The 13171-nt window shown below is 40.8% G+C and carries 10 protein-coding genes and 1 riboswitch; all 10 genes read right to left on the bottom strand.

All coding sequences use genetic code 11. The features are described 5' to 3' along the window. Window positions 1-28: 28 nt before the first annotated feature. The 10 genes from D2V08_RS00470 to D2V08_RS00425 all read right to left on the bottom strand — a co-directional run bounded on the left by D2V08_RS00470 (window position 29) and on the right by D2V08_RS00425 (window position 13148). The gene (locus tag D2V08_RS00470) at window positions 29-1045 is read right to left on the bottom strand and encodes a serine hydrolase domain-containing protein (protein ID WP_245980443.1); all 1017 of its coding nucleotides are present in this window, start codon (window positions 1043-1045) and stop codon (window positions 29-31) included. A gap of 135 nt (window positions 1046-1180) precedes the next feature. Continuing rightward, window positions 1181-1984 carry a head GIN domain-containing protein gene (locus D2V08_RS00465; RefSeq protein ID WP_119606190.1) on the bottom strand — a complete coding sequence of 268 codons (804 nt, stop codon included), beginning with the start codon at window positions 1982-1984 and terminating at the stop codon, window positions 1181-1183. Continuing rightward, the gene (locus D2V08_RS00460) at window positions 1981-3081 is read right to left on the bottom strand and encodes an acyloxyacyl hydrolase (RefSeq protein WP_119606189.1); all 1101 of its coding nucleotides are present in this window, start codon (window positions 3079-3081) and stop codon (window positions 1981-1983) included. The genes D2V08_RS00465 and D2V08_RS00460 overlap by 4 nt, the downstream gene beginning before the upstream one ends. A gap of 151 nt (window positions 3082-3232) precedes the next feature. Beyond that, entirely contained in the window at window positions 3233-4186 is a 954-nt protein-coding gene (gene metF / locus D2V08_RS00455; protein WP_119606188.1) for a methylenetetrahydrofolate reductase [NAD(P)H], read from the bottom strand. Window positions 4187-4189: 3 nt separating this feature from the next. Continuing rightward, the gene (gene metH, locus D2V08_RS00450) at window positions 4190-6886 is read right to left on the bottom strand and encodes a methionine synthase (protein ID WP_119606187.1); all 2697 of its coding nucleotides are present in this window, start codon (window positions 6884-6886) and stop codon (window positions 4190-4192) included. A 10-nt stretch (window positions 6887-6896) separates the two neighbouring features. After that, a complete protein-coding gene (locus D2V08_RS00445) occupies window positions 6897-7898 on the bottom strand; it encodes a homocysteine S-methyltransferase family protein (RefSeq protein ID WP_119606186.1) in 1002 nt (333 codons plus the stop codon). A gap of 71 nt (window positions 7899-7969) precedes the next feature. Next, window positions 7970-8110, bottom strand: a riboswitch (SAM riboswitch). A gap of 141 nt (window positions 8111-8251) precedes the next feature. Next, window positions 8252-9013, bottom strand: a complete 762-nt coding sequence (locus D2V08_RS00440) for an SDR family oxidoreductase (RefSeq protein WP_119606286.1) — start codon at window positions 9011-9013, stop codon at window positions 8252-8254. Between the two features lie 138 nt (window positions 9014-9151). Next, window positions 9152-10213 carry an NAD(P)/FAD-dependent oxidoreductase gene (locus tag D2V08_RS00435; protein WP_119606185.1) on the bottom strand — a complete coding sequence of 354 codons (1062 nt, stop codon included), beginning with the start codon at window positions 10211-10213 and terminating at the stop codon, window positions 9152-9154. Between the two features lie 75 nt (window positions 10214-10288). Continuing rightward, window positions 10289-11065, bottom strand: coding sequence for a uroporphyrinogen-III C-methyltransferase (gene cobA, locus D2V08_RS00430; protein ID WP_119606184.1), 777 nt, complete (start codon window positions 11063-11065; stop codon window positions 10289-10291). After that, window positions 11058-13148: a ferredoxin-like domain-containing protein gene (locus tag D2V08_RS00425; protein ID WP_119606183.1), complete on the bottom strand. Its 2091-nt coding sequence runs from the start codon at window positions 13146-13148 to the stop codon at window positions 11058-11060. Before D2V08_RS00425 ends, cobA begins: the two co-directional genes overlap by 8 nt. Between the last annotated feature and the right edge of the window lie 23 nt (window positions 13149-13171).

The following is a 13171-nucleotide window of genomic DNA, read 5'->3' as shown; positions in this document are numbered from 1 at the left end:
GATTAAATTTCAGTAAAAATCTTGAGGTTCACAAATTCAAAACTGAATCAATCGCCTCATCCAAAATAGGTTGCACCTTTGGGTCTGTACAGTTAATGAGAATAGCAACCACTTTTTCCTTTTCGGGATAAACAAAAAGGTTGGTATAGGCGCCAACGCTATTTCCAACGTGTCCTACAAATGGTCTGCCCTTGGCGTCTTGGCTAACTTGAAATCCGAGACCGTAGTAAGTGGGGTTGCCATCGATAATTTGAGATCTCAATAACTGGTCGTAGGTTTCTTTTTTGAGCAATTTTTGCACTAAGATGGCTTGTCCTAATTTTGCTGCATCCTTACAGGTTGATAAGTATCCTCCACCAGCCAGTTTGTAAGTATTATTTACCTCAACTGCCTTTTTGAAGCATAACGACCTTTTGGCATAGAACTCTGCTATGCTTTCAACTGCGCCCGAACTGACAATTTTTTGCGGTGCAAAAGTGTTTTTTAAACCCAAGGGTTTCAATATATTTTCCTTTACGTATTGTTGAAATGATACCCCACTCGCTTCTTGCATTGCCAAGGATAACAACACAAAATCGAAACTATTGTAGAGATAACTAGTTCCTGGCTCGAAAAACAAGGGATCGTTTTTAAAGACCTCTATCCCTTCTTTAATAGAATAATCTTGATTCAAGGCAAATTCTTTGCCCCGATACCCACGAATCCCTGCTGTATGACTCGCCAATTGCCGAAGCGTAAAATCATATTTCTTTTTGGGGTAGTAGGGCACATAGGTGTAAAAAGATTCATCCAAATCCACGATGCCATCTTCCATCATTTTGCCCAATGCCAATCCTGTGATGCATTTCGAAATACTGGCGATGCGAAAAACAGTCCGCTTTGGGTCAATTTTTTTCCTGTTTTCCAAATTGGCAAAACCATATCCTTTTTGATGTTGGATTTCTCCTTTCTCCAAAATGATCACCGCCAAACCGGGCACTTTTTTTTCTGCCACCAGATTATGGAAAAGAGCATTGGCTTTTTCCAACCCGTGTAATCCTTTCATCAATTTCACCTTTGGAAACGGAACGAACAAGTTTTTGATATGTGTAAAAAGATTTCCCAAGTACTCGATTTAAACTTCGAAATTAACGAGAAATAGTATAGGCCATGACGATTTATGTCATAGTTTGAAGCTATATCAATCTTGGAATATCAATCTACCATTGAATAATTCCTCAACATCTACCTCCGTAGGTCGATTCACGCTAATCACATCACCTGTGCCACGAATCACGCCGCTTAAACTTTGTTGCGGATTCACAAACACATCGTTGGAACCTCTGTGATTAATGGTTACACTTTGTGCAACTAATTCTTCCGCCTCAATCCTTGAATCCCCTGCTGCTACAGTCACAATAAAATTTTCAGTATTTCCTTGAAGATTGAAATAGGCTATTCCATTTACTACGATTCTAACTGTGGTTGCATTTAAATTCAAATCAAAAGAGCCATCCGTCGTAGCAGCATCAGGATTGTTAAAGCTTTCTGCAACCAAATTAAGACTTGGATAATTCAATATACCATCACTGGAAATGGGCAAGCCTGTACTGCTTCGTATTTCTGTAATATTAGGTGAGGTGACATAAATTGTGGTCAATCCATAATCCCTAACATAATTGCAGCTGTTTTCGTTCCGCAATATCAATCGGTCATCTTCTACAACGGCAGAAACATCATTTAACAGATATTCTCCTGTCTCTACCTCTACTTGTTGTTCAGTACCCTGTTTTAAAACTACATTCAAGTTTTCGAAAACAGTTATAGTACTAAACTCTGGAACATCCAATGTTACTAGAACTATCTCTCCTTCATTCTGAAAACAATCTGGTACGTTGTCACCGTTGCAGGAAATCAACAGAAAGGCAAATAGCATCAGATACACCCCTAAAGCTCCTTCAAGGAGATACTTTGTATTTTGTATTTCATACTTCCTCCGTTTCATAATCTTACCCCTATTCCAAATTCAACCGCCTCTGCTTTGGCTCCATGTGATTTTAAAGTTATGACGCCAAAGATTTTATCTCCAAAGTATCGTTTCATCCCAATTCGGTTATAAACCTTTCCCTCAAAATCAAATGGATAATAAATATAATATCCCAACTGGGCCACAACACTTATTTTATTCACAAAAAGCTCATGCCCCACAAACAAGCCCACTCTTTTATAATCAGTGTCAGGGTCTACGTTAAGTTCGGGAAATGCAATGGATTGATATCGAATCAATTCTTTTAGAAAGTTAGAAAAGAAAACGTCGGTTCCCAATTGAATGGCACTTCGCTTGCCCAAACGTTTATCCGCATAAGCAGAAACAATAGCAAAGCCATACCTTCCCATATTAATCACATCACTTTCGTTGGCACCTCCCCTCAGTACTAAATTATAACGAACGGGTTCCGTAATTTTCACTTTAGATTCTGGCTTTAAATAATTATATACTGCTTCCTTATCAAGATTATAAGTCAAGCCAAGATTAAATGCAAATGTGTTGGTAGATGTATTGGGCGCCTTAAAATTAGCATTGGAATAGTGAATAAAGGAAAGTCCCGCATTCACACCCAAACCTGCAAAGAGGTTTTCCTTATGATAGTTCAACATTAATAAGGTGCTACTTAAAATATGACTTCCGTAAGCGTTATTTCTAAAATTTTCATCCTTATTATAGGGGTTGGTATTATAGGCAATTCCTTGGGCTATTCTAAGTTGAAGGTTTCTATTTAAAAGATAGAAGTTGTAATGTCCGTATACACTATACAGTTCACCTAATGTTGGGTTATTGGTATTTTGATAAACAAATGTGTAACCGGTATCAGGATATCCAAAATCAGCCTCCCATTCTTTATGTCCATAGGTTTTTCTACTAATACCCAAAATTACGCCGCCAGGATGATCGGTAATCAAATGGGAAATATCGGGATTGTGCAAAAGAATAGAACCGTAGAACAGGTTAGCATCAAACACAAAATCCTTTGAAACTTCGGTAGTTTGAGAAATTCCAAAAAATGAAATCAACAATAAGATTAGGCAAAGTAGGTACCTCATGGGGCGCTAAAGTAGCAAATTAAAAAAACACCTTTGTTCATCGAACAGGAAATTACTTCAAAAGACAATCTTGTCATTCTGAACGCAGTGAAGAATCTTTTTAATCTCTTCAAAGATTCTTCGGTCATTATTCTCCCTCAGAATGACATCTTTAAAAAAGTTCCTTTGCAATTGCCTTTACATTATCTGATTTTCCCATAGAGTAATAATGCAATACGGGCACTCCAGCATCTCTTAATTCCTTAGATTGTTGAATGGCCCATTTCACCCCAACTTGACGTACTTCTTTATTGGTTTTGCAGGCCTCAACGGCATCAATTAAATCTTGAGGAAGATCCACCCTAAAAACTTGTGGCAATAAATGCAAATGCCTTTTTACAGCAATGGGTTTAATCCCCGGAATAATGGGCACATTAATTCCCATTTCCCTAGCGGCCTCCACAAATTCAAAGAATTTTTGGTTGTCAAAAAACATTTGGGTCACTACATAATCCGCACCCAAATCCACTTTTTGTTTCAACCGCTTTAAATCAGATTGCAAGGATGGTGCTTCCATATGCTTTTCAGGATAACCTGCCACACCAATGCAAAAACTACTCAAATCACTAGATTCAATGGTATCGTGCAAATAATTACCCTCATTTATATTTTGAATCTGTTCTACCAATTCGGTGGCATATTGATGTCCTCCTTTGGTAGGCGTAAAATATTTTTCCTCTTTTCTGGCATCGCCTCGTAGCGCCATTACATTTTCTATCTCCAAGTACTGGCAATCTACCAATAGGTATTCGGTCTCTTCTTTAGTGAAACCACCACAAATCACATGGGGCACGGTATCCACATCGTATTTATGTTTTAATGAGGCGCAAATGCCCAAGGTTCCGGGACGAGTGCGGGTCAGTTTTTTGTCCAACAGCCCATCTTTTTCTTTGTAAACATACTCTTCCCTAGAGGTGGTCACATCAATAAAAGGCGGTTTAAACTCCATCAAAGGATCAATATTGTTATACAGTTCCTGAATGCTTTTTCCCTTTACAGGCGGCACAATCTCAAAACTAAACAGCGTTTCTCCCTTTGCCTTTTTTATGTGTTCTGTTATTTTCATTGGTTAATCGTCAACTATATTAGGAGCCAGCCATTTTTGAGCCTCATCCAATTTAATATTTTTTCGCTCAGCAAAATCCTGAACTTGATCTTGCTTTATTTTTCCCAATCCAAAATACTTGGCCTGTGGATGCCCAAAATAGTAGCCGCTCACACTGGCAGCTGGCCACATGGCTAAACTATCGGTCAGCTTAACTCCTATTTTTTCTTCTACGTCCATCATATCCCAAATGGTGAGTTTTTCCAAATGGTCAGGACAAGCAGGGTAGCCTGGAGCTGGTCGTATTCCACTATATTTTTCTTTGATCAACTCTGTATTGTCCAAGTTTTCATCCACCGCATAGCCCCAGTATTTTGTTCGTACTTCTTTGTGAAGATATTCGGCAAAAGCTTCCGCCAATCTATCAGCCAAAGCTTTAATCATGATGGAATTGTAATCATCGTGATTCTTTTCAAACTCAATAGCCAACTCTTGGGTACCAAATCCAGTGCTTACACAAAAACACCCGATGTAATCCTTAATTCCAGAATCCTTGGGAGCAATAAAATCCGCCAATGCTATATTGGGAACTCCTTCGCGTTTTTTCAATTGTTGACGAAGGGTCCTAAAAATGAAGGTTTCTTTCCCGGTCTCGACTCCGCTCGAACTGACAACCTCAATGTCGTCTTCATTAATTTGATTGGCCAGAAACAAACCGAAGATAGCCTTGGCTTTCAATAATTTTTCATCTAGAACCTTTTTCAAAAGCAATTTGGCATCTTCAAAAAGTTCGGTGGCTTGCTCTCCCACTACATCATCCGTTAAAATATCAGGATATTTACCATGCAGGTCCCAACTACGGAAAAATGGCGTCCAGTCGATAAATTCTTCCAATTTGGTCAAATCAAAATCCTCCCAAACTTGAATACCCAATTGATTCGGTTTTTTTATGTCTGATGGGTTCCACTCAATTTGAAGTTTATTCTGCCTAGCGTGTTCCAAGGTCAGATATTCTTTTTGCTTGGAACGATTTAAAAATTTATCCCTAAAACTTTCGTAATCCAGTTTGATGGATTTTTTATACTTGACAGAGGTCTCATCCTGAAGTAAATCACCCACCACTGTTACAGCTCTCGAAGCATCGTTAACATGCACCACAGCTTGACTGTATTGTGGGTCGATTTTTACTGCCGTGTGGGCCTTACTTGTGGTCGCACCACCTATCAATAAGGGAACATCAAAGTTTTGACGCTCCATTTCCTTGGCCAAAAACACCATTTCGTCCAATGATGGGGTTATCAAGCCGCTCAAACCAATAATATCAACTTGTTCTTCCTTTGCCTTATTGATGATTTTTTCCGGAGGTACCATCACTCCCAAATCCACAATTTGGTAATTATTACAGGCGAGCACCACGCTTACAATGTTTTTTCCAATATCGTGCACATCACCTTTAACGGTGGCCATCAATATTTTGCCCGCCGCCTTGCTATTTTTATCTTTTGATGCTTCAATATAAGGAGTCAAATAGGCTACGGCTTTCTTCATCACCCTTGCGGATTTCACCACTTGTGGCAAAAACATTTTTCCACTTCCGAAAAGATCTCCAACCACATTCATTCCTGTCATCAAGTTACCCTCGATTACCTGTAAAGGTTTCGCTGCCTGTTGGCGTGCTTCCTCTACATCTTCAATGATGTATTGATCTATTCCCTTAACAAGAGCACGGGTAATACGATCTTGAAGCGGTTCTTCTCTCCAAGAGAGATCTACTTTTGATTCTTTTTTTGTGCCTACAACAGTTTCTGCAAACTCTAACAATCGCTCCGTGGCATCGTCCCGTCTATCTAACAGCACATCTTCTACATGTTCCAATAAATCTTTAGGGATATCGTCATACACCTCCAACATAGTTGGGTTTACGATTCCCATATTCATCCCCGCTTTTATGGCATGAAACAAAAAGGCCGAGTTAATAGCCTCCCTGACAGGATTGTTCCCTCTAAACGAGAAGGAAACATTACTTACCCCACCACTAACGCTACAATAAGGAAGATTCTCCTTCACCCAACGGGTTGCTTCAATAAAATCGATGGCATTGCGCCTATGCTCTTCCATTCCCGTGGCCACTGGGAAAATGTTCAGGTCGAAAATGATATCCTCTGGAGGAAAATTCACCTTGTTGACCAGCACATCATAAGATCGTTTTGCGATTTCAATACGACGTTCCAAATTATCTGCCTGCCCCACTTCGTCAAAGGCCATAACAATTACGGCAGCCCCGTAACGCTTGATCAACTTGGCATGGCGAATAAATTCCTCTTCTCCTTCTTTTAAACTGATAGAATTCACCACACATTTACCCTGTACCACCTGCAATCCAGCTTCGATGATTTCCCATTTGGAACTATCAATCATTATAGGCACTCGTGCAATATCAGGCTCAGAAACGATTAGGTTCAAAAACTTGACCATGGCCTTCTTACCATCGATCAAACCATCGTCCATATTAACATCAATAATTTGGGCGCCGCCCTCCACTTGATCTCGGGCAACGTCCAAGGCCTCATCAAATTTTTCTTCCTTGATCAGCCTTAAAAACCGTTTGGAACCTGCTACATTGGTGCGCTCCCCCACATTAATGAAATTGCTTTCCGGGGTCACAACCAAGGGTTCAAGGCCACTTAGTTTTAGATATCGTTGTTCTTTCCATTTTGCCATAAATCCTAAACTACGCTGGAGTCAAAAGTTTTCTCGGTTTATAATCCTTTACCACATTGGCAATAGCTTTTATGTGCTCTGGAGTAGTTCCGCAACAACCTCCCACAATATTCACTAGACCTTTGTCCACATATTCCTTAATTTGAACGGCCATTTGTTCTGGCGTTTCATCGTACTCACCAAAGGCATTGGGCAATCCCGCATTGGGGTGTGCGGAGGTGGCAAATTCTGATTTTGCCGAAATTACTTCCAAGTGAGGTACTAATTGTTCAGCTCCCAACGCACAATTGAATCCAACAGATAAAATCGGGATATGTGAAACCGATATCAGAAAGGCCTCTGCGGTTTGTCCAGACAATGTTCTTCCCGATGCATCCGTAATGGTTCCACTAACCATAACCGGCACTTCAATATTACGTTCCTCTTTTACCTCTTCAATGGCAAAAAGGGCTGCTTTGGCATTCAAGGTATCAAAAATGGTCTCGACCAACAAAAGGTCGACGCCACCATCGAGTAAGGCCTCTACTTGTTGTTTATATGCCATTCGGAGTTCATCAAAAGAGATTGCACGATACCCAGGGTCGTTGACATCGGGGGACATACTGGCTGTTTTGTTGGTCGGCCCCATACTTCCCGCCACAAATCTGGGCTTGCTTGGGTCTTTATCCGTAAATTCTTGGGCTACTTGCTTTGCAATCTTTGCAGATTCATAATTCAGTTCGTACACCAATTCTTCCATACCATAATCGGCCATGGCAATTGTTGTTCCTGAAAAAGTATTGGTTTCGATGATGTCTGCACCCGCTTCCAAAAACGACCTATGCACCTCTTTGACGGCCTCTGGCTGAGTCAAGGACAACAAATCGTTGTTTCCCTGTAAATCACTTGGCCAATCCTTGAAACGTTCTGCTCTAAAATCAGCTTCTTGGAATTTATAGCGCTGTAACATGGTGCCCATGGCCCCATCCAACACTAAAATCCGTTTCTTCAATATATCTTCAATTTTTTCCATAGTACAATTTACCTTCAAAAAAGGATGTAGTGAGATCAAGAAAAGTGCGTAGATGCTGTGCTGTATGCTTTACGTTATCCTTCCCCTTACTAGTTAAACTTCCTAAAGGTCTTGAAACCAGTTCAAGACAAGGGTAGAATGTAGCACCTTCTCGAAGTCGAGGGTTGCTAAGGCTTCACAGGGTCCAATCCCTCCACCTTTCTTGATAACACTTTCAACTTATTAATGAACTGAACTGCAAAGAAACGGCACTCCTTAGTGAAAAGCAAAAAAACCCCTTTAATTTTTAGAAAACCAACAATAAAAAACGGATTGATTGCTCAACCCGTTTTTTTGGGTTTTTGTGATGTTTTTTAAATCATAATGCCACCTGAAACTTCGATACGCTGTGCGTTGATCCATTTGGCCTCTTGGGTGCATAAAAAAGCGACCACACCACCAATGTCGTCGGGCTCTCCGACTCTGCCAAGAGCCGTGAAATTAGTTATGGCCTCCCGTTTGGTTTCGTTGGTCTTGTTCTCTCCTCCTCCAAAATCGGTTGCCACGGCACCTGGAGCTACGACATTTGCCCTGATTTTCCTGTCCGCGAGTTCCTTGGCCAGATATCTTGTAAAGACCTCTACACCACCCTTTATGGCTCCATAGGCCGATGAGTTGGGAAGACTGAACCTTGCTAAGCCAGAGGAGATATTGATAATCCTTCCTTCATCATTCAGATAAGGCAAAGCCTTTTGGGTAAGAAAATAAACTCCTTTCAAATTAATGTTCACTAATTCATCAAACTGCTCTTCGGTTGTTGACACAAAAGGCTCATAAATTCCGATTCCCGCATTGTTAATGAGAAAATCAAACTTGGATACGCCCATAATCTCCTTCAAACTTCTTTCCAATTGTCGGTAAAAGGCATCAAAAGTTTTAACATTGGAAGTATCCAGTTGCAGTGCCAAGGCTTTTTGTCCCAATTCCTGGATTCTTGAAACTACATCTTCAGCCATTTTTTTATTGGTGTGATAGGTCAGTACCACATCTATACCTTTTTGAGCAATATTTATAGCAATATCCTCACCCAATCCGCGGCTTCCGCCGGTAACCAATGCTATTTTACTATTTGCCATTTCCCCGTTGATTTTAATTTTCAAACAAATTTAATGGGTTCATCTCTTATAAGTAGTTTTAAATCCATTTTTTCCAAAAACAAAAACACCCTCCAAAATCACTTTCAAAAGGTGTCTCCGAGAACTATATAATTGATTTTAATTGATGCTCTGTACTACTTCTTTTTTGGCTTCTTTTTTAGATCCATCAAATCCTTGCACACCACCCACCGTAGTATACTTCATTACAAATCGCTTATCTGGATTGATGATTTGATAGGCAAATTGGCACATCACAGCTGCTTCGTGGAATCCTGACAGAATCAACTTCAGCTTACCTGGATACGTATTGACATCTCCAATAGCAAATACTCCCGGAAGATTGGTCTGGTAATCCTTTGCGTTGTTTACTTTGATGGCATTTTTCTCTATCTCCAGGCCCCAATTACCAATGGGCCCAAGTTTGGGAGATAATCCAAACAACGGAATAAAGTAATCTGTTTCCACGTAGGTTGGTTCCTTCTCTTCATCGTTATACTTGATCACTACCGCATGAAGGTCTTCCTTACCATGGATTTCCTTTACCTCAGCTTTGGTGAACAATTGAATTTTCGCCAACTCGGCCAATTCACGTGCTTTTTCCACAGAATCGAGCGCTCCTCGGAATTCATTTCTTCGGTGTACCAAGGAAACTTCGGAGGCTATATCGGCCAAAAAGATGGCCCAATCCAATGCAGAATCTCCGCCACCCGATATCACCACTTTTTTATCCCTAAATTGCTCCGGATCCTTGATCATATACTCGACTCCCTTGCTTTCAAAGAGTCCAATATTTGGAATCATTGGTTTTCTTGGTTCAAAAGAACCAAGTCCGCCGGCAATTACAACAACCGGTGCGTGGTGTTGTGTTCCCTTGTTGGTGATAACGATATAGGAACTATCTTCTTGCCTATCCAAAGTTTCCGCACGTTCTCCCAAAGTAAAGCCAGGTTCAAATGGTTTGATTTGTTCCATAAGGTTATCCACCAAAGTACCCGCTAAAATTTCGGGATAGGCTGGAATATCATATATGGGTTTCTTTGGATATATTTCTGAACATTGCCCTCCGGGTTGTGGCAAAGCATCGATTAAATGACACTTAAGTTTGAGCAGTCCCGCTTCAAATACAGTGAATAATCCCGTTGGCCCTGCACCGATTATAATGATGTCTGTTTTTATCATAATTCTCCTTTTTGAATGATCTTGAAGCCCCCTTCGACTATGCTCAGGGTAACATACTTCGACCTGACATTTTGATTAAATTTTTTCTAGCAATTCTTTTCCCTGATTTTGATATTCATTTTGAATATCCAAGAGTTTTTGGCGATGGTTCACCACTTCTCCTATAATAATAATGGCTGGATTGGATAACTGCTGCTCCCTTGCCTTGTCCTCAATGGAAGCAACAGTGCTAACTCCAATCTTTTCATTTTCAGTTGTCCCATTTTGAATAATGGCAACCGGTATATTTTCTTTTCCTTCTCTTTTGAAAAGTTCCATGATTTCCCCAAGCTTGGACATCCCCATCAAAATAATGACCGTTGCATTGGATTTTGCAGCCAATGCCACATCCGTTGAAAGTTTGTGTTCTTTGGTAGTTCCGGTAATTACCCAAAAACTTTCGGCTGTACCTCTCTTGGTGACAGGAATATTTTGTGATGCTGGAACGGATACCGAAGATGAAATTCCAGGCACTACGGCCACATCAATTCCATATCCAGATACATACTCCATCTCTTCAGCACCTCTTCCAAAAACAAAGGGGTCACCACCTTTTAACCGGACCACTTGTAATCCATGAGTGGCTCTTTCAACAATCAAATCGTTAATTTGTTCTTGTTGATACGCGTAGCATCCTTTGCGTTTCCCTACAAATATTTTTTCGGCATTCGTGGCATATTCCAATAACTCTGTGGACACCAATGCATCGTACAAAACCACGTCTGCACGCTGCAGGGCTTTGATTCCTTTTAGGGTTATTAAATCCACATCACCTGGGCCTGCACCCACCACTGTCAACTTTCCTTTACGCATGTTCCAACTCTAATTTTCTAAACGTCTCCAACTTCTGCAAAACAGTTTTGGCATCTTCCAAGTAGCTTTTAGCAAAGGCTTCGGATGGTTCGTTCTTGTTCAATTGAAGGGCTACTTCCCCAATCCCTCCCTCAAAGGCTATTTTACCTTCTTCCACATACAGCTTATCAAAATCCCTGATAATGCTTGCATGGGTATTTACCTTTACTTTCTCCGCAGTCAATAATGCCTTGGCAGAATTCACAATGGATTGATAGGAATAGTAGATACTTGCCGCCCATTTTCCTTCGTTGATAGTTTCTTCGGCATTTTCTATTTTCTCTTGGCTTTCAAAGAACAATGTGGCCACCAAGTCAACGATAACACCAGCACATTCCCCAATTCCTATTTCTTTTTTATACTTTTCTTCGTTGCCCCAGTCGATAAAATCATCTTGGGCTAGATTATCCACATCCGTTAAAGGCTTTAGGAAGTCGTAGAAATAATGTTGCCCTTTTTCCTCATAATAATCGATAAAAGATGCTCCGTTTCCATTGGCTTCAAAATCATCCAAAATGAGACGTAAGGCTTGCGGACCTCTTTTACTTGGAATCTTGGCAACTTTATCGGCAAATCTTGCCTTTCCATCACCAAAATTTCCTCCACCCAACAAAACCTGAAGAGCAGGTGCCACCAATTTATCCTTGGTTCTCACGGACATTCCTTGGAACCCGATGTGAGCCATATTGTGCTGTCCGCACGCATTCATACATCCACTAATCTTGATGACAACATCTGGATTTTTGATGTAATGTGGGTATTCTGCCTTGATAACTCTTTCCAGCTCATCGGCGATTCCTGTACTGCTGGCAATACCTAAGTTACAGGTATCCGTACCTGGGCAGGCTGTAATATCCAACGCCTTGTTATACCCTGCTTCGGCAAAGCCCAATTTCTTTAATTCTTGGTAAAAGAAAGGAACCAATTCCTCCTTCACATAAGGAATCAATATATTTTGTCTAAGTGACAAACGAATCTCCCCGGCTGCATAGTCCTGAACCAATTTTGCTAGCTCACGAGCTTTGTCAGTATAGAAATCACCTAAAAGCACTTTGATACCAATGGCGACATAGCCTTCTTGTTTTTGGGGCACCAAGTTGGCGGACTTCCATTGTTCGAAAGCTTCTTGGTCCTCTATGGAAGCTTTAGGAGTTTCAACCTCAGTTACTTTTACTTCAGGATATTCTTCAATATTGATTGGGTAGGTTTGATGAGGGATGGCCAATTGTTCTTCTTCAAGCAATTTTTTGAAGCCATCCAGACCAATGTCCTTTAACAAAAACTTCATTCTGGCTTTTGCCCTACTTTTACGCTCTCCGTATCTATCAAACACACGGATTACACCTTCCATTAAAGGAATAATTTTATCGGTGGGCAAAAAGCTGTACAGTTCATCGGCGTGGCGTGGTTGTGACCCCAATCCACCGGCCAACATCACCTTAAAACCCCTTTCTCCATCTTTCACCTTGGCAATAAAACCAAGATCATGCATATAGGAAAGTCCTGTATCGGCATCACTGGCGGAGAAGGAAACCTTGAACTTTCGTCCCATTTCCTGACCGATGGGGTTTCTTAAAAAGTATTCGAAAACAGCTTGCGCACAAGGAGAAACATCGAAAGGCTCATCTACATCAATCCCAGCGGTTTCGCTTGCGGTTACATTACGAACCGTGTTTCCACAGGCTTCACGAAGGGTAACCTTGTCTTTTTCCAGTTGTGCCCAAAGCTCAGGCGTACGTTCCAAATCCACATAGTGAATCTGAATGTCCTGACGGGTTGTGATATGCAATCTTCCTCTGGAATATTCGTCGGAAACATCTGCAATTCGGAGCAATTGATTGGAGCTTACCTTTCCATACGGCAACTTGATTCGAATCATCTGCACACCTTGCTGACGCTGACCGTAAACACCGCGGGCCAATCGTAGACTTCGGAATTTTTCCTCATCAATATTTCCACCTTTGAACTGGCGAATTTTCTTCTCCAATTCAATGATATCCTTTTCTACAACTGGGTTTTCTATTTCTGTTCTAAAACTTTGCATAATCTAGTTTTCCTATCTATTTA

Origin of the sequence: Flagellimonas lutimaris, from assembly GCF_003581615.1 — a bacterium.
In the GTDB taxonomy this organism is placed as follows: domain Bacteria; phylum Bacteroidota; class Bacteroidia; order Flavobacteriales; family Flavobacteriaceae; genus Flagellimonas; species Flagellimonas lutimaris.
Note: the sequence above shows the minus strand (reverse complement) of the source record. Positions and strands in the feature narration are given on the sequence as shown.